Raw genomic sequence first — 19,966 nt, 5'->3', positions numbered from 1 at the left:
CAAAAAATATGATTTACTTTGTGTTGATGAAAATTATATCCAACAAAACTAAGCAATTCCTTGTACTTCTACTTAAGATAATTGTCGTAAGTAGCGCTTTTTATTATATCTATAACAAACTGTCAAGTGACAATACGTTAGATTTGGCTTTGCTCAAAGAAGTTTTTGTTAATCCTCAGCATACTTGGGCTATACTTGCTTTACTTTTTTTAACTTTTTCCAATCGCTTTGTCGAAATCCTAAAGTGGCAAAATCTAGCTTCGTTGATTCACCCCATCAGTGTTGGGCAAGCGACGAAACAGGTACTGAGTGCGTTGACACTGGGAATTTTCACTCCTAATGGTATTGGAGAATATGCAGGTAAGGCGCTTTACTTTCCCAAAAAAGATACTGGCCGAGTTATTTTTCTCAATATGCTGTGTAACGGTGTACAAGTAATTTACGCGATTTTATTTGGTTTACTAGGCTTAACGATACTCAACTATACCCATCATTTTATCCCGCCCTACTACTTGTGGATTCTATATGGCATTGCATTGGCTCTTCTTTTGCTGATCTTCTCCCTGCGTCATTTGAGCATCAAGGGATATTCCATTCAGACTGTTGTTCAGATGCTTCGAGAGATTCCGAAAGGGATACATCGAAAAAACCTTTTTCTCGCACTGTTGCGCTATGCTTCTTTTACCCATCAATACGTCATTCTATACTATCTCTTTGACGTTGATATCCCCTACTTTGATCTACTATGTGCAGTAGCTGCTATTTATCTATTAGCCTCTTCTTTGCCCAATTTTCAGTTTTTAGAATTTGCAGTAAAAGGCAGTATTGCCCTATTTATTTTTACAGCATTGGATGTCAACCAATGGGTTGTTGCTTTAGTTGCTACCTTGATTTGGTTGTTGAACATAGTTCTACCAATTTCCATAGGTAGTTTTTTCGTGCTGACGTTTAGCGTAAAAAAATAGATTGACTCATGTCGTATGGTAGGAATTTATTTGCGCAATAAGGTTTTAGCTTTGATACAAATAGCAGGATCACAGACAAAATAGCTTCATCTGCTTATTGTTTGTGTAAGACCAAAGGCAATACGAATTGGCTGGTAACGGGAACACCTCTTTTCATTGCTGGAGAAAGGTTTTGAAAGATTTTACTCTTTTCTTGCAAGAGGCTATCTACGCTGTTCACCTGTTGTTTAAGGCTGTCATTCACTTGGTATAAAGCCAAAGAAACACGGGCATCGGGTTGTATAGTAACGAGTACGTTTAGGGTATCCATATGGGCAAAGGTACCGCGAAGGGTATCTAGGTGAAGGTTGGCCTCGAGCTCTTGAGTAACATAGGTAAAGAAACACTCTTTGCGGGTTTCTTCATCAAAAATAGAATCACAACTTGCTACGCTGGGATAGAGGTCGACTTTAGTCCAATCAATTTTATTCAATTCTTCTTCAAGCAATTGTTGCTCATCGGGAAGTCGGGAGGACATCCACTGACAAGAAGTGAATAAAACGGGAAAAAAGAAAACTATCCAACTCGGTTTCATGAAACAATATTGTTGTAATTTTAGTTAATCAAAAATACAAAAAAAAAAGAGATGGACTATTTCTTATTAATCTTAGGTTTTTTACTATTAATTGGCGGAATAATTGGCAGTGTACTTCCTGCCTTACCAGGGCCACCGGTGAGTTGGTTGGGTATTTTGTGCTTGTCTTTTGTTGAGGGCATGGAAATCAGCAGTCTAGCCTTGTGGGGCAGTTTAGTGGTTACCGTTGTGATTTCCGTCTTGGATTACGTCATTCCCGCTCAGGGAACTAAGCGATTTGGCGGCAGTACCTATGGGGTATGGGGCACGAATATTGGATTAGTTCTCGGCTTGATTACACCTATCCCTTTAGGCTTTATTATAGGTCCATTTCTAGGGGCTTTGATTGGCGAACTTCTCTATGACAGTCGAGATATTTCACGTGCCTTAAAAGCTGCTATTGGTTCGTTTATTGGTTTCTTAGCCTCCACCTTTTTAAAAGTGGTTTTTGGCCTTGTGTTGCTTATATGGGGGATTGTGTTACTAGTTCAAAAGTTCTCCGCAGCCGTTTTAATCTGATCGGCCAATTAATGGTTTATTGACAAAAGTAAGTGCAATTCCCAATAAAATAATACATCCTCCTGCAATCATTTGTAGGGAAATAGCCTCGTCTAAGAAATACCATGCCAACAAGGCGGCAACTAATGCTTGACTTAACAAGCTGAGTGACACGCGAGTTGCACGCATATTTTGCGTCGCATAACTAATAAGTAACCACGCCAATAGTTGACAGACAATCCCTTGTACAACTAAGGTCATCCATCCTTCTGTAGAAAAACCAGTAAAAGCTGATCCCATCACGAAGTTTAGAAGAGCAAGGAAAATCGTCGATACTAGAATGCTATACGACATAAAAGGAACCACTTCTACTTGCTCCAAGACTTTCTTACTCATCAAAATATACGTAGCATAAAGCAATCCAGATAGAATACTAAAGAGAAAGGGGATATCAAACGATAGATTGACAAATACCTCAACACCAACAAGCGTTACCATGCCGATTAAGGCGAGTACCGTTCCAATCCAAAAATTAACAGAAGGTTTGATCTGGAGGAAGAAGTAGCTACCTATTCCCACCCACACAGGAGCTAAATTACCCAATAGAGTTGCTTGTGTAGCGGTAGATCCTTGGATAGCGATATTCCACACACCAATATCCAATCCAAAGCACATCCCACACAAAACAATCAACGTCATTGTTTTGCGATCGTACACTTTGAGTTTTTTGGTCAATAAGGCATAGGGAACGATGAATAAAGCAGCAATTGCCATGCGATAAAAGGCAGAAATTAATCCCGGAACAAGAGCCATCTTGACCAACACCGGAAAAATAGAAATACACAAAATCCCAATAAATAAGGCTATTCTAGGCTTTGATCCCATCAGACTATACACTTTAAATTTGCGCTGCAAAATACGCCGATTTTTGGGTTAAATCCACGCTTTTATTCTTTCTTATTTCTTTTTTCTATTGTTCATTCCTCCTTCAAAGGCTTGATACATCGTTTACCGCTTAAAGCATTAAAAATACAATCTTATCACGCTGCATTTTTTTAGAATCACTTATTACTTTAGCTGTAAATCCCAAACAAAAAAGCCTTACAAGAAATCTTGTAAGGCTTTTTTAGTATTGAATAAGTATTCCTTAATTTAAAATAGGATTAACTGTAAGTCTATCCATAGTAAAATACAGGGCCGTATTGGCATATCCCTGTGCATTTACATCTGTTGTTTCCAAGAAAAACAATAAGTATTTCACTTCACCTAATGAAGATAAATCTACTGTTTTCCAGCCCTTATCAATTGCTTGAACTCCATTTCTAAAATCGACCAAATAATGAGTTACTGGTTCTGCCGAGGTTAACTTCATATCCGCTCCTACTCCATATACTTTAAGTGCAAAAGAATCTCCTGCTTCAAATTTTGTCGCAAAATCATCTCCTTCCGCAATACCATAATAGCTCCATGGACTTAGGGCAATTGCAGTACTAACCGCTTGATATCTGTTTTCATTATCTAACGCAACCACTGAACTGAAATTCTCCACATCGATTTCTGCTCCTGGTTGTAATACGCTCGGATCAGGTTTATGATCGGCATAGGCTACTAAAAACGGTTTTCCCTTTCCTGCTACTCCACCTTGAGCCATAGATCCCCATTGGTTTTTAATCCATCCTCCTTCACTATCCGCATGGTTGGTGTTATCCGAACTATTTGATACTGTAAATCCGTACCATACATTCCAGTCTGTCATAGCATTATGACTGAACGAGAAAATCGAAGAGGCTAATGGAGCATCCTCTGTAAAAGTTTCTTTCCAAATTTTCCCTCCTGTTGTTTCGATCCCTTCACTTAAATCAAAAGCAGAAAGATCTAAACGGATGTGGTCATAATTAGCAGATTTTGCAACATCTACATAATAGGTGTAAAACTCAATTTGGCTGCCTTTTTCTATTTTTATTGAAACTTGGTGCTCCCCTGGCGTAGTAAACGCATGGCGTAAGACAGCCTCATTAGATAGTCTGGTATTGGTTGTATGATCAAACCAAGAATAAGAGGCTCCTTCAATAGTAATTCCTGGATCGATTACAGTTTCTTCAAAGGTAACTGCCGTTAATCGACCTTTATCAACGTTAATATTATATACACTACTATCGTCATTTGAACAGCTTGTGAGTGTAATGGCTGAAAAGCTCAACCCTAAAACCAATAAGGTACTAATTCTAACTAATTGTTTTTTCATATTTATATGTATAAGTGTTATTCGTATTATTCGTCAAGATGTAAGTCGATAGCGCCACCTACTTCGGTTGATGTTTCACCCAACCAACCTGCTTCTTGATTAAGTCCTGTGTAGACTTTGATAAAATCTATACCTGGGAGGTTGGCTTTGTTTCCGTTTTTGTCAACTGCCCAGTCAATATCTATTGTTGATCCCTCATGTTTATTGGGATAATTATCAGCATAGCCCCAAGCAAAAGGTTGTAACTTCCATCCCGATTCGGTTTCATTCACCTTTGTTGCATTAGCGGGCAATAGGGTACCTTTGAATCGCAAAACATCCGAGGTTACCCATTGAGGATAATAGCTTTGATGGTGGAAACTATTTTTCTTTTTCCATCCTTTATTCCCGAGGTTATCTTCCCATTGGATGTATTGTTCTATTTCTTCTTGGCTATCATCAAGTGCTTTAGCAGGTCTGTAATACACAATTTCATACCCTGATTGAACGCTTCCTTTCTCATGTTCACTTCCTGCAATTTCAAACCATTCTTCCTCATCGGGAATCCCATTTTTATTTGCGTCATAGGCCACTAAAATTACACCAGGCTCAGCATTATTGGCAAATGCATTGCCTAGAATTCTAACATCGCGTTTTCCAGGAATATTGGCTATGGTATGATCAAAACCAAAAACAACATAACCGCCAAACCCTCCTAGCGTAATAACAGCATTATTTTGTAAAGCTTTTTCTGCCTTGATTCTCATGCTTTCAACCGTATCACCTTCTTCATATGGCGGTAGTGTATTAACAAATTGGCCAAACGCAGGCGCATATTCCAATACTTTAGTAACATTTGCTTTGTATACCTTTGGATCATCTGGCTGTGAAGTAGTATCACTCGAACAGCTGTTGAAAGCAACGATCGCAATACTGGCTAACATTGCTATTCCACTATTTCTTTTTATATTTTTCATTTTATTTATCCTTTTTATCTTTCCTAATTTCTTGTTTGTTCCTCCAACTATCTTTCTTAACAAATGCTATATGTGCTGGTACATTGCCTGACATTGCTTTCCACTTCAACAATCCTTCCGCAGAATAACAATACACATAGCCATTACCTATATAGTCTTGTGCATCTGTTATGAAAATATCTTTTGATTCAGGATTAACTGCAATACCATAAGGCATAAACAGCTGTTGATCTGTTCCATCCGTACTTATTGAAGTTCGGATTAGTTGTTTTGTATGGATATCTAACATCCCATAAGACGTTGTCTTCCCCCCACCTGTCTGATAATTAGCTGTATAATAATATAAAATAGCATCATCAATAGTCATGTTTGCTACGGGTATGTCTAATTTTTGTTTGACTTGATCCACTGCTGAGTCAATCACATACAAGCTAGGAGAGATATCGTTGTAATTTCCACGTGCGCTAACATATACATCGCCGTTTTTATCTACCTGCATACGGTGTAAATTTGGTGCTACTTCTATTTTTTTTATCTCCGTAAAAGTGGTTAAGTCCACCACAGAAACTGTCGTATCATAATTGGGTTCACGATAGCCTCCTGAGTTTGCCACATATAATTTATTGCGGTATACCGCCATTTCCTCTGGTTGATAACCCACATTCACTTTTCGGGTAATCGTTAGAGAAACAGTATCAATCTCTGCTACAAAGCCAATTTCGGCATTGGGATCAACTTCTATTTTCCCAGAAAAAGAACTCACGTACACCTTGCCCTGATCAAAAGTTAGGTATCGGCAATTGGGAACGTGAATTTGCTTGATATGTTTAGCTGTTGCTACATCAAAAACTTCTACAAAATTGGAGGCATTGATAGTAGCATAGGCTTTTTTGCCATAGATTTTAAGATCATTTCCTACATCTCCTAATTCACGGGGCAGTGTTGGGTTGCGTTCTGAGAAAATATCGCGGGTATACACCCCTTGCTCATAGTCAAACCAGTCAATAGTTGCACGGTTCATCCCCATATTTCCCTCATTCAACAAATAAAATCCCTGATACTCTTCTACTAGAACAGGAATGGATACGACAGAGCTATCCGAAACGAAGATTAATTCTTCCTTTCGACAACTGCTACAAAGCAAGCTAAGTCCTAGTAATAAAAAAACAAATACTCTCATTTCATTAAATAGCTAAGCGCATGGATAAGCGAAAATTTCTTCCTGGCATGGGAAAATTAGTTACAACTTCATAGTGCTGATTGGCTAGATTATTTGCTTCTAAGCGAAAAGTTAGTTGGCAATCCTTCCATTTCACTTGCTTTTGTAGTGCAACATCATGGGTATACCACGGTTGTAATTCATTTCGTTTGTTGTTATTTTTGTTGCCATTATAGCGTTTTCCTACATAGATAAAGCTGTAATTCAAGCTCCAATTGCGATAATCTACACCAACAATAGAGGAAGCTGAGTGCCAAGGCGCATAGGGAATCTGATCGCCGTAATAGGAGGGTTTTCCTGCGGGAAGTACACTGAGATCTCTAGCAACCGTATATTCATAGGTTAACCCAACCTGTGCTTTGACACCTGCCAAGGGCTCCCAAAGCGATTGAATCTGTCCCTCTAGTCCATAATTTTCTACTTTGCCCAAATTCGACATCATCCACCTCATCATACTTGAAGTAGGAGAAGCGATAATCTTATCAGTAACACGGGCATAGTATGCATCAAGTGAAACACTCACGGCTTTCCAGGATCCTAAAGACAAAGGTTGCTGGTGAGAAAAACCTACATTGACCTGACGAACATATTCTGGTTTTACGTTTGCCGTTCCCACTTGGGTATAATATAAATCGGTAAAAGAGGGCAGTCGATACGTGTGCTTATAAAAAGCATGTAGAGTAAATTCTCGATCGTGCCAAGGTTGATAGTTGACAAAAACCGAAGGAGTTATAAACGACCGATCAGCCGCAGGGGCATGATATTGTGCTTTCTCTTTTATAAAACTACCGAGTACAGCTGCTTGGGCCTTAAAGGCTCCATGGGTATAGGTAGTCGATAAAGCGGAATAAAAAGAATAGCGTTCAGGATCTGAAAAAGGAGAGCCTTGCCCTAGTCGTGTAGCTCTTACTATATTATACTGTGCATCTGTTGCCAAAGCCACCTTCCAAGAAGGTGTTAGTGCAACGGCATGAGCAGCTGACAAATACCACTCTTGCTGGTGATACGTATTGTCAAATTGGGGGTTGTACGTTACTTCTTCCCCTTCAAAATCAACGGTTTTTCTCGAGGTATAATGCAGTTGATCATAGGCAAATTTTCCTTTGACGATGAACTGATACGCAGGTGATACGCTGCTGGTCCATTCCGCTTGCATGAGTAGATTCTTATCTCCTTGTTGTTCATTTGCGCGTTCTGTTTGAAGGGTAATATCACTTTTCTTGATAATTGCACTAGGGAGTTCGCGTTGGGATTGGTAGTAATAGACTAATGCCTGCCACGTATTGCGGTGGTCTTTGCCAAACCAATTGTTTTCAATGCGGTAGGATTCAATACCACTATTCTTTCGATAACTACTGAGGTCATAGGCAATTGATCCATCGAGATTTAATCGCTTTTGCCTGAATTTATACACTCCGTTTGAATGGAGATAAGAGGCGTGAATACTCGTACTCACTTTATCGTTAATCTTTAGTTCTAGTCCTGCGGAGGGATTAACCCATTGAATGGAGCCTAGGGTATACTTCACATAGGCGTGTGCATTTTCGTTTTCTTCAAAAACAGGTCGTTTGGTTTGGATGTAAACTGCTGAGGCTGAAGCAAATTCCCGTGCTGATTGCAGTACTGTTGTGCGTTGTCCATTATACAAGTCGATTTGTTCTACATTTTCCAAGGTAAATTTGCCCAAATCAACAATTCCATTCTGCGCATTCCCTACTTGAATACCATTGTAATACACCCCAACATGATGGGTCCCCATGTTTCGAACATCTACGGTTTTCATACCTCCCATACCGCCGTAGTCTTTGACCTTTACCCCTGCGAAATACCGCAAGGCATCGGCAACACTTGCTTGGCTTAACCGTTCCAAAGAAGTTGCTGTTAAGGTTTGTGGAGGGATAAGGTCGATGGGGATTTCTTTGTGGACGACAATTTCTTTCAATGCCGTTATACTATCAGCAGGCTGTTGAGCAAACCCCAAATGAACATAGAGACTTCCCAAACATCCTAATAGAACAGAAACAGGTGATATACGCATACTTCTAATACTTTTACAAGCTTACACAGACGCATGCAAAGGCTTTACTTGTATTACAAGTAAAACTGTTCTACTGCGTTTATTGTCTTGGCATCGAAAACATAAAACAAATCCTAAAATGGCAGGTATTCTGACTTACTCTTAACAAGCGTCCTTCCCATTAAACAACAGTGGACAACTAGGCTTGCTAAACCATTGAGCTTACAGCAGCGGGCCTGTTGGAGATTTTCACTCCATTCCCTTTTGATTATCTCTTCAGATAAACCATTTTATTCTTGGTGCAAATATAGCTAAAAAAGCAAACGGTAGGCGGATATGGGTTTCCTATAAAACAAAAAAGCTCTCCGTGAATTTCAGGAAAGCTTTTCATTGGTCTAACTACTAAACCTAGTGCTTGCGCACTTAACAACACAACTAAATTTTACAACCTAATAATCAGTGATTATTAGAGGGCAAAAAAAGCCTCCCACGAAATGAGAGGCTTCTTTTTTACTGGCGGTCTGGACGGGACTCGAACCCGCGACCCCATGCGTGACAGGCATGTATTCTAACCAACTGAACTACCAAACCAGTATTAACCATAAAATCATTACAGCGACAAAGATAGACTTTTTTTAAAAACCACAAAGAAAAATATTTTTTTCTTTATCTTTTTCGCTTACTCAAATTTCTCTTGAGCTTTGCGGTCTGGACGGGACTCGAACCCGCGACCCCATGCGTGACAGGCATGTATTCTAACCAACTGAACTACCAAACCTTGTCTTTATTGCTGTAATGCGGTGCAAATATACGACCATTTTCTACACTTCCAAATCTAGCAGTAAAAAAAAATCATCTTTTTTTCATCAAATCCAGAATACACCTGAGTTTCAACAAACTAAAAGACGAAAAAAAAAGAACTTTTTTTTTTAATTATTGACGCGTTTTTGATTCTAAACCTGCTTTTCACCTTCTCCACTCGCTCCCATTCGTTCCTAATCCACCCTATATTTCATTTTTTTTATGCATCTCCTCACCTTTTTTCTTCTTATTTTATACGTAGATCCAACAAAAAATGGAGTAGAGACACAAAAAAAAACAGTGATAAAATGATTTATCACTGTTTTTTTTATTTTTTTAATCGTTCAAAGTCGACTTATAACGCTTCGTTGATTAAATCTTCGTATGCTTTTTTAGGAGCAACTCCTACTTGACGGCCTACAACTTCTCCATTTTTGAATACTAATACTGTAGGGATGTTGCGGATTCCATATTTAGAAGCAAATTCTTGATTGTTGTCTACGTCAACTTTTCCTACTACTGCTTTTCCTTCGAAATCTGCACTTAACTCAGATACAACTGGAGCTAACATCTTACATGGTCCACACCATACCGCCCAAAAATCTACTAAAACGGGTTTGTCTGATTTTAATACTACTTCTTCAAATGTAGCGTCTGTTATTTCTAATGCCATGGTAATACTTTTTTTTACGTTATAAGACAAAACTACTAAAATTATTATACTTACCTCATCCTTTTTAATCAATTTTATCTATTTGTGAATTTACAAAGCCGATTCTTTTTCTTTGTTTATTTAAACTCTCAAATTGCCACTTCCTCTGTTTTTGCTTTATTGGACTCCACTACTCCATTGCTTATACATTTTTATACCTTATATAGTAAAACCTATTTTTTACTACTTTTACAAAAAAATGCCTGACGAATTACAAACACTGGACAAACTTTTACTCCAACGACTGAATATAGTATGTACTACTTATGCCATAGATCCCGAATGTCAAGAGTATTCTGGTTGTAGCTGTACCATCGCCTCTCATCGCATTATTTATCGCAAAGCAAAAATTACACCTAAGAAAATTGGTCAGTTTGTAACGGTATGGAAACGCAATGAAGCAGGGATTACAGCGCCTTTTAGTACAGCGGATACTATTGATTTTTTCATCATTTTAACGGAGGATCAGCATCAAAGCGGATGTTTTATTTTCCCCAAGGCTGTATTGGAACAACACGGTATCATAACTACGGATGCAAAGGAAGGAAAACGAGGATTTCGCGTCTATCCTTCTTGGGATACACCGACAAGCAAACAAGCCTTAAAAACACAACAATGGCAACAGCAGTATTTTATATCGCTCACAGCATGGAATAATCAAACACAGGCTCTTGCTCAATCTATTTTACGCTTAGCTGACACAAAATAAAAAAACGCCTTGTTGTTGCAACAACAAGGCGTTTTTACTATATAAGATGAGTTAATTCAATTTAAACATAATTTGCTGGCGTTCTAACTCTTCGAGAAGATCTGCACTAATGGTAATGCGACTGTTTCTACTCGACATCTCAATGCGGTTAACGACTCTAAATTCTTCTTTTTTCTCTTCAAATTCGAAAGCCATCTCCTCTTCAACCATCATATCCTCACTAACTTCGCCATCCTCATTCATTGATATAGGAAGAGTTGGTATCGGTATTGGCTTACTGTCTTCCTCTATGGCTACTTTTTCCAATTCGTATATATCAAAGAACACTTGTTTATCCCCATTGTATTTATCCAGTGTTGCCTTAATTTCATTCAACTTACGCTCACTCAATTCCTTCACATTCATTTGCACGATTAACTGTTTAGCAAAAGACGGAATAACTTCGTGTAGTAATTTCATTTCCATAAATTGTAAACGAGGTTCACCGCGTTCACCTGTATCTTTTCGAATCCAACCTTCGTTTACTTGTACGCGTACAAACACGAAAGTATTGATCAACAGAAAATGCCTGAACTTTAAAAATTCTTCGTTAAACAAGCGAAATTCAAAAGACTCATCATATCCTTCAATCGTAAAGGCAGCCCAGTCCTTCCCTTTTGCCGAAGTTCTAAATTGAACATCGCTAATCATTCCTCCAAAACTCACCACGCGTCCTGTAAAATTCTCTAAACGCGCCAATTCTTCCACACGTACATTACAAAAGCTTTTCAATTCAAAGCGGAAGTCATCTAGCGGGTGTCCTGAAATATAGATTCCCACCACCTCTTTCTCTTTGGCTAATTTTTCCATCGTACTCCATTCTTCACAAGCTGGTAATAGGGGTTCAGGGATTTGCACCTCACTGCTATCCCCAAATAAACTCACTTGTGCTGAATTTTCGCTTTCTTGGGTTTTAGCTCCATACTTGATTGCTTTCTCCAGGAATGTATTGGGATCCGTTGGATCAGTATAGAAATATTGAGCGCGATGTGTATTTTCAAAACAGTCGAATCCTCCAGCAAGCGCTAAGTTTTCAAATGCTTTTTTATTGGCTGCTCTCAAATCAATTTTCTTCGCTAAGTCAAAAATAGAGCGATAACGGCCGTTTGCACGATTATCGACAATTGTTTTTACCGCTCCTTGTCCAACGCCTTTTATAGCTCCCATCCCAAATCGAATCGCATATTCGTTGTTTACCGTAAACTTATAAAACGACTCATTAACATCGGGTCCTAATACGTGCAATCCCATGCGTTTACACTCCTCCATAAAGAAGGTAACTTGCTTGATATCATTCATATTATTAGACAGCACAGCTGCCATGTATTCTGCGGGATAATGTGCTTTCAGATAAGCCGTCTGATAGGCAATCCAAGCATAGCAGGTTGAGTGTGACTTGTTAAATGCATAAGATGCAAAAGCTTCCCAGTCTTTCCAAATCTTTTCTAACACAACAGGATCATGTCCTTTTTGTGCCGCTTGATCCACAAACTTAGGTTTCATTTTATCTAAGACATCCTTTTGTTTTTTACCCATTGCCTTACGCAAAACGTCGGCCTCACCTTTAGTGAATCCCGCTAATTTTTGCGATAGCAACATCACCTGCTCTTGGTATACGGTAATTCCATAGGTCTCCTGTAAGTACTCCTCGCAGGCATCCAAATCGTACACAATAGGTTCTTCTCCATTTTTTCGACGAATAAAGGAAGGGATATACTCCAAAGGCCCTGGACGATACAAGGCGTTCATTGCAATCAAATCCGCAAAAACCGTAGGTTTCAGTTCACGCATGTATTTTTGCATCCCCGCCGATTCGTATTGGAACACTCCAATGGTTTCCCCTCGTTGGAAGAGTTCATACGTCTTTTCGTCATCAATTGGAATTAAATCTGGATCAATATCAATTCCCGTTCTATATTTAACCAACTTAATGGTGTCTTTAATCAACGTCAGGGTTTTCAACCCTAAGAAGTCCATCTTGAGCAATCCTGCGCTCTCTGCTACGGAGTTGTCAAATTGGGTAACATATAACTCGGAGTCTTTAGCTACGGTTACAGGTACGAATTTAGTAATATCGTCGGGGGTAATGATCACTCCACAGGCGTGTATACCAGTATTTCGCATAGATCCTTCTAATATCTTCGCTTGTTGAATCGTTTCTGCGGCTAGTGAATCTTCTTTAGCTAAGGCGATCAATTCTTTTACTTTGTCAAACTCCTCACTTCGCAATACGCCTTTAATTACATCCTCACTCTCCGATAAAAAACGCGCGAGATTCCATTTGGAGGGCATCATCCCAGGGATTAACTTCGCAATACGATCAGCCTCAAAAAGAGGTAGATCCAACACACGTGCCGTATCTCGGATGGCAGACTTAGTTGCCATCTTTCCATAGGTAATAATTTGCGCCACTTGATTAGACCCATATTTATCAATAACGTAATCCATTACCTTACTACGTCCTTCGTCATCGAAGTCGATATCAATATCGGGCATGGAAACACGGTCAGGGTTTAAGAAACGCTCAAAAAGCAAATCGTACTCAATCGGATCTAAATTGGTAATTCCCAAACAATAGGCTACAGCAGATCCTGCAGCAGATCCACGACCAGGTCCCACAGAAACCCCCATTTGACGAGCGGCAGCGATAAAGTCTTGTACAATTAAGAAATACCCTGGATATCCCGTGCGCTCAATAGTTGCCAACTCAAAGTCTAAACGCTCGCGTATAGCCTCCGTCACTTCTGGATAACGGCGTTTTGCCCCCTCGTAAGTCAGGTATTTTAAATAGTTATTTTCCCCTCGTTTTCCCTCACCATCTCCTTCTAGGTCACGCGCATCTTGGAATTCTTCAGGAATGTCGAATTTAGGAAGTAGTACATCGCGATGCAACACAAAAGGCTCTACTTTATCGACAACTTCTTGTATATTGTAAATTGCTTCGGGTATATCCGCAAACAATTTTTTCATTTCTTCTTCCGATTTGAAGTAGTACTCTTGATTAGGCAATCCGTAGCGATATCCTCTCCCTCTACCAATCGGTGTACTTTGTTTTTCACCATCTTTAACACACAATAAAATATCGTGGGCATTGGCGTCTTTTTTATCTAAGTAGTAAGCGTTATTAGTCGCTACCATTTTGATGTTGTGCTTGCGAGCAAATTCAATCAATACTTGATTGACCCGATTCTCATCTTCTTGACCGTGGCGCATGAGTTCGATATACAGATCTGCACCAAACTGCTCTTTCCACCACAATAATGCCTCTTCGGCTTGGCGCTCTCCCACATTCAAAATCTTTCCTGGAATCTCTCCAAATAAGTTTCCAGTAAGCACCATCACATCTTCTTTATATTGTTCCACCACACTTTTATCAATGCGCGGTACATAATAGAATCCGTTAGTATAGGCGATAGAAGCCATCTTTGCTAAATTGTGGTAGCCGTTTTTATTTTTAGCCAAGAGTACCACTTGATACCCATTGTCTTTTTTAGTGCGATCAAGGTGATTTTCGTTAATAAAAAATTCACAGCCAACAATAGGTGTTAATAAAGGCAAGGGTTGTTCACCCTGTTCTAAACGCTCTTTGTTCTGCGCTTCAATACCCTTGTTGTGGTTATTTACCGCCATTACAAAGTGAAAGGCCCCCATCATATTACCGTGATCCGTCATGGCAATAGCCGAGAGGTTCATCTCTCCTGCTTTTTTGACCAAATTTGGAATTCCAATGGTTGATTGCAGCACTGAGAATTGAGTGTGTACGTGTAGATGAGCAAATTTTGCCTCTTGAAATTTCAAACGCTCTTCTGAGGAAATCTTTTCTGTAGCACTCCCTTGCGATTTAGCTAGGCGCGCTCTAATTTCGTCAGAGGCTTTTTTTAGGTTGATATGCTTTAGTCCTACCGGTTGAAAAGGTTGGGGATTAAAAGCTGTATAGCGATCGATATACGTATCGTCGCATTGCAATTCTTCTTTGGAGAAGGTATGGCGTTTAATCAATTCAAGAAAACAACGGGTAGTTGCCTCCACGTCAGCGGTTGCATTATGTGCTTCCGCAAACGCATCACCAAACAGATAGGTGTGTAATTCAGTAAGGGTTGGCAGTTTATAGCGACCACCACGTCCTCCAGGTAGTTTCAGCATTTCGGCTGTAACTTCCGTACAAGTATCTAACACAGGCATTTCTGTGAGGGTACTACCCACCCCCATGCGATAGAATTCACAGCCCATGATGTTGACGTCAAAACCAATATTTTGTCCGACAATAAAACGAGCTTTGGACAAGGCAATATTGAATTTAGCCAATGCTTCTTCCAAGTCGATTCCTTGTTCTTCTGCTAATTCTGTAGAGATTCCGTGGATACGTTCCGAATCATAAGGAATATTAAATCCTTTTGGTTTAATCAGATAATCTTGATGTTCAACAAGTCGTCCCATATCATCGTGTAACTGCCATGCGATTTGCACACAACGTGGCCAGTTATCAGTATCCGTTAAAGGAGCAGACCAACTCTTCGGAAGCCCAGTGGTTTCCGTATCAAAAATTAAATACATACTTGATTTATAGCTTATTAACCCAAAAAAGGGAAGATTTGTAACAATTTCAAAGGTACAAAAAAAGCCGCTTACTTGGTAAGCGACTTTTCTCAATATAAATAAATTTACAAATCTCTATTTTCCTTTTTCTAATGGAATTCTGTAGAAAACACCAGCGTCGAATGCTTTTCTATCCACATAACGCTTTACAAGTGTACCATCTACTCCAAGTTCATTTTCTGGCAATTGTGCCGCATTCATATTAATAAAAAATGTTCCTGAGATTGTTCCCGGTACTTGTTTATCAGCCGAATCAAGAATTACATATCCTGGGCGATTCACTGGTTTATTATCTATTAATGATAATGCATCCGTAGAATAAAACGCTTTGATTTTCTCAAAGTCATTGAATACTAAATAATCTGCCTTGATGTTATCTGTAGCGTTAAACTCGTATTTTGCACCAAATTCATAATCTGGCAAATAAATTCTCAATTGAGTAGAATCTGTCTTAGCATCAATAATCAACGTCTTATCATTCACTACATACGCTTTAAAACTTTGGGGCTTATATTCCGCAAAATGATTATAAGGGTTTCCGTGTATTCTAGCTGTATCCGTTATTGCTTCTAACGTCATTGTTGCGTGCATGCCTGGGTCAGAAAATTTAACATCATTTTCACACGCCATAAATCCAAGAGCCAAAGCAAATATTCCTATTATCTTTCTCATACTATACTAACCTATTAGTGATATATATACATCGCAAAAATATATTTTTTATTGTTCATAAAAAAATTTTTTTAATAAAACTTTAACTTTGAAGTCAAACTATTTTTTGCGTTTCCTTAAAATACAAAATCAATGTTATTGCTTGTGCCACTGAGAATTAACTTTTATTGAGAAAAAGATAATATAATATGGTTTCTTCCTCCCTTTTTCGTTTGCTTCAATCCCACAAAAATAGTCGTGCATTCTTGTCCTATTTCCTCCTCTTAGACTTGGGGTATCTTACCCAAAGAAAGTGAGATTCATCACGCGCTATAGCAAAAATACAAAAGATTAGGTCTAAAATTTTAACCAATATGACTCCTAATTTAAAAACGCATGCACTAGATATTTTGTAGAAATATAGATAATCACCTAAAAACCAATCGTCTAAAAAGAGATTTTTTTGCATTTAATTACCGCATTGCATTAAAAAAGTTAGTATATTTGCGCAAATTTTTAACCGAGGTCGGGTACCTCAAACAAAACAAATTATTATGTCTGTAAAAATTAGATTACAAAGACACGGTAAAAAAGGGAAACCTTTTTACTGGGTAGTAGCTGCTGATTCACGCGCTAAAAGAGATGGTAAATACTTAGAGAAAATCGGTACTTACAATCCAAACACTAACCCTGCAACTGTTGAGTTAAACGTAGATTCAGCTGTTAAATGGTTATTCAATGGTGCGCAACCAACGGATACTGCTAGAACATTACTTTCTTACAAAGGTGCTTTATTGAAACACCACTTACAAGGTGGAGTGAACAAAGGTGCTTTAACTCAAGAACAAGCAGATGCTAAATTTGCAGCTTGGTTAGAAGAGAAAGCAAACAAAATCAACGCGAAAAAAGATGGTTTAACATCTTCTAAAGCGGCTGATAAAGCACAAAAAATCGCTGCTGAAAAAGAAGCTAACGCTAAACGCGCTGCTGCTAACGTAGCTAAAGCTGCTGCTGAGTCTGCACCTGCTGTAGAAACTGAAGAAGCAACTGAAGAAAATAACGAAGAAACTCAAGCATAATTTCTTGGCGATATGCGTAAAAAAGATTGTTTCTATTTAGGCAAAGTCGCAAAAAAATTTAGCTTCAAGGGGGAACTTTTGGTCTATTTAGACACAGATGAACCTGAGTTATACGAAAATTTGGAATCAGTGTTCGTTGACTTTAACGGACAACTGGTTCCTTTTTTTATTGAAGATGCTTTTTTGCACAAAAACGATTTCCTAAGAGTCAAGTTTGAAGACTGTAATTCGGAAGAAGAAGCAGATCGCCTCATAGGATCGGAATTGTATTTGCCCCTGAACTTATTGCCCAAACTAGAAGGAAATAAGTTCTATTATCACGAAGTGGAAGGTTTTGAAGTAGTAGATATCACTTTAGGTCCTGTTGGAACTTTAGTCCGTATTAACGATAGCAATTACCAAGCCCTATTCGAAATTGATCACCAAGGGACCGAAATATTAGTACCCATGATTGATCAATTAATCGAAGAAGTAGATCGAGAAAACAAAAAATTAATACTAAATATACCCGCTGGTTTAGTGGACTTGTATTTAGGTAATTAATTTTTACCGTTGATAGTATCAAACACCTATAAAGGAAGCTTTTCTTTATAGGTGTTTTTTTTTTGCGCAGATTGGTCAATAAACGGTTTGCTCATTATACGGTTTGCTCATTGGGAAGATAATTGTATTTTGTTTTTTTGTACATTTAGTTCAATGTCCCCCTTCCTTGTCAAGTAGAGATTCACCAGCACAACCAACAAAATAAAAGATCATGAAAATAAGTGCACTCAGTAAACTCACTATTAATCCTGGCGAAGAGATTCGAGCTAAGGATATTCGAAAAAGTATTTTTGAGCTGATTCAACGCGATTATCCTTCTTTTACAAAAGAAGAGTACATCACCTTAGGTGAGTTAAACCGATACCGACGTTTGTATCTAGCGGAACTCATCCTACAAGAAAAAGGGGAACTAGCTCACCTCGATCAAGATGTCATGCAGGCCATAAAGAATAACTCCATTCTCTCTGAAAATATACAGGAAGACATGGAAACGAAGTTAACACTGGGGCAAAAAATAGCAGATAAAGTTGCTGCTTTTGGTGGTAGTTGGACCTTTATCCTCACATTTTTTACCTTCCTACTTATTTGGATGGCCATCAATATTTGGGTCTTCACAGTTAAACCCTTTGACCCTTATCCATTTATCCTGCTAAATCTCATACTCTCTTGTCTAGCTGCCATCCAAGCGCCTATTATTATGATGAGTCAGAACAGACAAGAACAGAAAGACCGACAACGAGGGGAACAGGATTATAAAATCAACCTAAAAGCAGAATTAGAAATCAAATTACTCAGCGAAAAAATTGACCATTTGTTGGTTCACCAAAACAAAAAACTACTGGAAATACAGGAAGTTCAAGTAGACTATTTGGAAGATTTGATGAAGGAAATCAAAAAGAAAGGCTAGTTTTGTGTGTGGTTGACTCCTTGCTCGATTTGGGCTTTGGACGCTTTTCGAACGAACAACAAACCGCGCACAAAGCAAACAGAAAACCAAACGAAAAAACATGAATAATCTAGAAATTTTAGGAAGTCGCATCTGTATTATAGGCAACAGTGCAGCAGGAAAATCGACCTTAGCACAGGCACTAGGACGTAAACTTGGTCTTGCAATTTGTCATTTGGATCAAATTGCCCATCTCCCTCATACGGATTGGCAACCTCGAGACAAAGAACTGATGCGCATCGATCATCAAAATTTTCTCGATCACCATGACTGCTGGGTTATCGAAGGAAACTACAGCTATTTGATGCCGGAGCGCTTTGCCCGAGCGACCGTGATTCTTTGGTTGGATTTTTCTCGTTGGGATTCAGTTTACCGCTATACCAAACGCAGCTTAGAAAACAACAAAAACCGCGCAGGCAACCTCGAAGGTGCCACCACACAGTTTAGTTTTAAAATGATCCGACACATTCTATTTCACATTCCCAAGAATAAAACCAAGTATCAACAACTCATTGTTAACAGTGGTGTTCCTTGCATTCGAATGACATCTTTTGCCAGTTTACGCAACTATTACAAGCAATGGGGCTTGTAATGGCTATTGTGTTAACCTAAAACATTGGATGTTTCTACCTATGATTAATCCGTCTCTTCCAATTGAAACAACTCTTCAACAGCTACCTCAAAATAACGCGCCAACTTTAACGCTAACACCGTAGAAGGAACGTATTTATTCTTCTCCATGGCATTGATCGTTTGTCTAGTCACTGAAATAATAGTGGCTAATTCCTCTTGGGTTATATTTTTAATGGCACGGTGTACCTTTAACGTATTCTTCATTGCATTATTTTTTATGGCGCACTACTAAATAGTGAAAACGGAAAATGAACAAAATCAACATGGTGAACATATTGTAGATCATGACATAAAAAAAATCAAAACCGTAAATCAAGACAAAGGCCAAAAACAACAAAATATAGTTGATCAAAAAAGACCATTGAAACGATTCCAATCGCAATTTAGCAATAAATTCATCTTCTATTTTTTCCTTTGAAAAAGCAACGCCCAACCCGCCAAGTAAAAATAAGCTACCAATCAATGTAGTCGTAATATTCGCCTTGATTACGGTGAAAAAGGCCGTCTTATCCCCAAAAAAATAACTCCCCGCTATACTAAACACCGAAGTTTCTAAAAAAGGAAGTTCCTCTTGACCTGTCAGTTGTAAATACAACCAAACAAGCCCACTCAGGATTAGTAAGATCCAACCAAACTTCTTACAAGCGTGAGGTAATAAAAATTTTGTCTCCATCGTTTTCTGATTATAAAGTGAACTCAAATGTAATAAAAACTTTTCATTATGTAAGAAATACTTTACATTTA

General features: G+C 38.6%; 18 protein-coding genes, 2 tRNA genes and 1 riboswitch. Of the genes, 7 read left to right on the top strand and 13 right to left on the bottom strand.

Features of this window, described 5'->3' with window-relative positions; all coding sequences use genetic code 11:
• The first annotated feature begins 26 nt into the window (after positions 1 to 26).
• On the top strand, positions 27 to 965 hold the full coding sequence (locus H4K35_RS00325) for a hypothetical protein (protein ID WP_182625401.1): 939 nt from the start codon (positions 27 to 29) through the stop codon (positions 963 to 965).
• 94 nt (positions 966 to 1,059) lie between these two features.
• Here the strand turns inward: H4K35_RS00325 and H4K35_RS00320 are convergent, their stop codons facing one another.
• Entirely contained in the window at positions 1,060 to 1,539 is a 480-nt protein-coding gene (locus H4K35_RS00320) for a hypothetical protein (protein WP_182625400.1), read from the bottom strand.
• A gap of 51 nt (positions 1,540 to 1,590) precedes the next feature.
• Here H4K35_RS00320 and H4K35_RS00315 point away from each other — a divergent pair, with 51 nt between their 5' ends.
• On the top strand, positions 1,591 to 2,097 hold the full coding sequence (locus H4K35_RS00315) for a DUF456 domain-containing protein (protein ID WP_182625399.1): 507 nt from the start codon (positions 1,591 to 1,593) through the stop codon (positions 2,095 to 2,097).
• Here H4K35_RS00315 and H4K35_RS00310 read toward each other — a convergent pair.
• The 8 genes from H4K35_RS00310 to trxA form a co-directional block, all read right to left on the bottom strand.
• Positions 2,089 to 2,961: a DMT family transporter gene (locus H4K35_RS00310; protein ID WP_182625791.1), complete on the bottom strand. Its 873-nt coding sequence runs from the start codon at positions 2,959 to 2,961 to the stop codon at positions 2,089 to 2,091. The genes H4K35_RS00315 and H4K35_RS00310 overlap by 9 nt on opposite strands.
• A 262-nt stretch (positions 2,962 to 3,223) precedes the next feature.
• Entirely contained in the window at positions 3,224 to 4,321 is a 1,098-nt protein-coding gene (locus tag H4K35_RS00305) for a DUF4465 domain-containing protein (RefSeq protein WP_182625398.1), read from the bottom strand.
• A gap of 26 nt (positions 4,322 to 4,347) precedes the next feature.
• The gene (locus H4K35_RS00300) at positions 4,348 to 5,277 is read right to left on the bottom strand and encodes a PKD domain-containing protein (protein WP_182625397.1); all 930 of its coding nucleotides are present in this window, start codon (positions 5,275 to 5,277) and stop codon (positions 4,348 to 4,350) included.
• Position 5,278: 1 nt separating this feature from the next.
• Positions 5,279 to 6,457: a YncE family protein gene (locus tag H4K35_RS00295; protein WP_182625396.1), complete on the bottom strand. Its 1,179-nt coding sequence runs from the start codon at positions 6,455 to 6,457 to the stop codon at positions 5,279 to 5,281.
• A gap of 4 nt (positions 6,458 to 6,461) precedes the next feature.
• Positions 6,462 to 8,534 (bottom strand): TonB-dependent receptor, encoded by a 2,073-nt coding sequence (locus H4K35_RS00290; RefSeq protein WP_220497634.1) that lies wholly within the window; start codon positions 8,532 to 8,534, stop codon positions 6,462 to 6,464.
• Positions 8,535 to 8,636: 102 nt separating this feature from the next.
• A riboswitch (cobalamin riboswitch) is annotated at positions 8,637 to 8,818 on the bottom strand.
• Positions 8,819 to 9,027: 209 nt separating this feature from the next.
• A tRNA-Asp gene (locus H4K35_RS00285) sits at positions 9,028 to 9,104 on the bottom strand.
• Positions 9,105 to 9,217: 113 nt separating this feature from the next.
• Positions 9,218 to 9,291: transfer RNA gene (locus H4K35_RS00280), tRNA-Asp, on the bottom strand.
• A gap of 378 nt (positions 9,292 to 9,669) precedes the next feature.
• Positions 9,670 to 9,987, bottom strand: coding sequence for a thioredoxin (trxA, locus tag H4K35_RS00275; RefSeq protein WP_158961697.1), 318 nt, complete (start codon positions 9,985 to 9,987; stop codon positions 9,670 to 9,672).
• Between the two features lie 238 nt (positions 9,988 to 10,225).
• On the opposite strand from trxA, the gene H4K35_RS00270 reads away from it, so the two are divergent.
• Positions 10,226 to 10,735, top strand: a complete 510-nt coding sequence (locus H4K35_RS00270; protein ID WP_182625395.1) for a MepB family protein — start codon at positions 10,226 to 10,228, stop codon at positions 10,733 to 10,735.
• 51 nt (positions 10,736 to 10,786) lie between these two features.
• Here H4K35_RS00270 and dnaE read toward each other — a convergent pair whose 3' ends face one another.
• Complete coding sequence (gene dnaE, locus H4K35_RS00265) at positions 10,787 to 15,328, bottom strand: DNA polymerase III subunit alpha (protein ID WP_182625394.1); 4,542 nt, start codon at positions 15,326 to 15,328, stop codon at positions 10,787 to 10,789.
• A 117-nt stretch (positions 15,329 to 15,445) separates the two neighbouring features.
• Entirely contained in the window at positions 15,446 to 16,042 is a 597-nt protein-coding gene (locus H4K35_RS00260; protein WP_182625393.1) for a DUF6252 family protein, read from the bottom strand.
• 533 nt (positions 16,043 to 16,575) lie between these two features.
• Between H4K35_RS00260 and H4K35_RS00255 the strand changes: the two genes are divergently transcribed.
• The 4 genes from H4K35_RS00255 to H4K35_RS00240 all read left to right on the top strand — a co-directional run bounded on the left by H4K35_RS00255 (position 16,576) and on the right by H4K35_RS00240 (position 19,181).
• The gene (locus H4K35_RS00255) at positions 16,576 to 17,100 is read left to right on the top strand and encodes a 30S ribosomal protein S16 (RefSeq protein WP_182625392.1); all 525 of its coding nucleotides are present in this window, start codon (positions 16,576 to 16,578) and stop codon (positions 17,098 to 17,100) included.
• 12 nt (positions 17,101 to 17,112) lie between these two features.
• On the top strand, positions 17,113 to 17,643 hold the full coding sequence (rimM, locus tag H4K35_RS00250) for a ribosome maturation factor RimM (RefSeq protein WP_182625391.1): 531 nt from the start codon (positions 17,113 to 17,115) through the stop codon (positions 17,641 to 17,643).
• A 211-nt stretch (positions 17,644 to 17,854) separates the two neighbouring features.
• Positions 17,855 to 18,550 (top strand): DUF1003 domain-containing protein, encoded by a 696-nt coding sequence (locus H4K35_RS00245; RefSeq protein WP_182625390.1) that lies wholly within the window; start codon positions 17,855 to 17,857, stop codon positions 18,548 to 18,550.
• 100 nt (positions 18,551 to 18,650) lie between these two features.
• Positions 18,651 to 19,181: an adenylate kinase gene (locus H4K35_RS00240; RefSeq protein WP_182625389.1), complete on the top strand. Its 531-nt coding sequence runs from the start codon at positions 18,651 to 18,653 to the stop codon at positions 19,179 to 19,181.
• Between the two features lie 44 nt (positions 19,182 to 19,225).
• Here H4K35_RS00240 and H4K35_RS00235 read toward each other — a convergent pair whose 3' ends face one another.
• Both H4K35_RS00235 and H4K35_RS00230 read right to left on the bottom strand, forming a co-directional pair.
• Positions 19,226 to 19,426: a helix-turn-helix transcriptional regulator gene (locus H4K35_RS00235; RefSeq protein ID WP_182625388.1), complete on the bottom strand. Its 201-nt coding sequence runs from the start codon at positions 19,424 to 19,426 to the stop codon at positions 19,226 to 19,228.
• A 4-nt stretch (positions 19,427 to 19,430) separates the two neighbouring features.
• Positions 19,431 to 19,895: a hypothetical protein gene (locus tag H4K35_RS00230; protein ID WP_182625387.1), complete on the bottom strand. Its 465-nt coding sequence runs from the start codon at positions 19,893 to 19,895 to the stop codon at positions 19,431 to 19,433.
• Positions 19,896 to 19,966: the final 71 nt, after the last annotated feature.

The organism is Myroides sp. NP-2 (assembly GCF_014145665.1).
Lineage (GTDB): Bacteria > Bacteroidota > Bacteroidia > Flavobacteriales > Flavobacteriaceae > Flavobacterium.
This window is presented reverse-complemented; position numbering and strand designations above follow the sequence as displayed.

Excerpts from the sequence above, each read along its gene's own strand:
- H4K35_RS00325 (WP_182625401.1), top strand. The coding sequence starts at position 27 with ATGAAAATTATATCCAACAAAACTAAGCAATTCCTTGTACTTCTACTT.
- H4K35_RS00320 (WP_182625400.1), bottom strand. The coding sequence starts at position 1,539 with ATGAAACCGAGTTGGATAGTTTTCTTTTTTCCCGTTTTATTCACTTCT.
- H4K35_RS00315 (WP_182625399.1), top strand. The coding sequence starts at position 1,591 with ATGGACTATTTCTTATTAATCTTAGGTTTTTTACTATTAATTGGCGGA.
- H4K35_RS00310 (WP_182625791.1), bottom strand. The coding sequence starts at position 2,961 with ATGGGATCAAAGCCTAGAATAGCCTTATTTATTGGGATTTTGTGTATT.
- H4K35_RS00305 (WP_182625398.1), bottom strand. The coding sequence starts at position 4,321 with ATGAAAAAACAATTAGTTAGAATTAGTACCTTATTGGTTTTAGGGTTG.
- H4K35_RS00300 (WP_182625397.1), bottom strand. The coding sequence starts at position 5,277 with ATGAAAAATATAAAAAGAAATAGTGGAATAGCAATGTTAGCCAGTATT.
- H4K35_RS00295 (WP_182625396.1), bottom strand. The coding sequence starts at position 6,457 with ATGAGAGTATTTGTTTTTTTATTACTAGGACTTAGCTTGCTTTGTAGC.
- H4K35_RS00290 (WP_220497634.1), bottom strand. The coding sequence starts at position 8,534 with ATGCGTATATCACCTGTTTCTGTTCTATTAGGATGTTTGGGAAGTCTC.
- trxA (WP_158961697.1), bottom strand. The coding sequence starts at position 9,987 with ATGGCATTAGAAATAACAGACGCTACATTTGAAGAAGTAGTATTAAAA.
- H4K35_RS00270 (WP_182625395.1), top strand. The coding sequence starts at position 10,226 with ATGCCTGACGAATTACAAACACTGGACAAACTTTTACTCCAACGACTG.
- dnaE (WP_182625394.1), bottom strand. The coding sequence starts at position 15,328 with ATGTATTTAATTTTTGATACGGAAACCACTGGGCTTCCGAAGAGTTGG.
- H4K35_RS00260 (WP_182625393.1), bottom strand. The coding sequence starts at position 16,042 with ATGAGAAAGATAATAGGAATATTTGCTTTGGCTCTTGGATTTATGGCG.
- H4K35_RS00255 (WP_182625392.1), top strand. The coding sequence starts at position 16,576 with ATGTCTGTAAAAATTAGATTACAAAGACACGGTAAAAAAGGGAAACCT.
- rimM (WP_182625391.1), top strand. The coding sequence starts at position 17,113 with ATGCGTAAAAAAGATTGTTTCTATTTAGGCAAAGTCGCAAAAAAATTT.
- H4K35_RS00245 (WP_182625390.1), top strand. The coding sequence starts at position 17,855 with ATGAAAATAAGTGCACTCAGTAAACTCACTATTAATCCTGGCGAAGAG.
- H4K35_RS00240 (WP_182625389.1), top strand. The coding sequence starts at position 18,651 with ATGAATAATCTAGAAATTTTAGGAAGTCGCATCTGTATTATAGGCAAC.
- H4K35_RS00235 (WP_182625388.1), bottom strand. The coding sequence starts at position 19,426 with ATGAAGAATACGTTAAAGGTACACCGTGCCATTAAAAATATAACCCAA.
- H4K35_RS00230 (WP_182625387.1), bottom strand. The coding sequence starts at position 19,895 with ATGGAGACAAAATTTTTATTACCTCACGCTTGTAAGAAGTTTGGTTGG.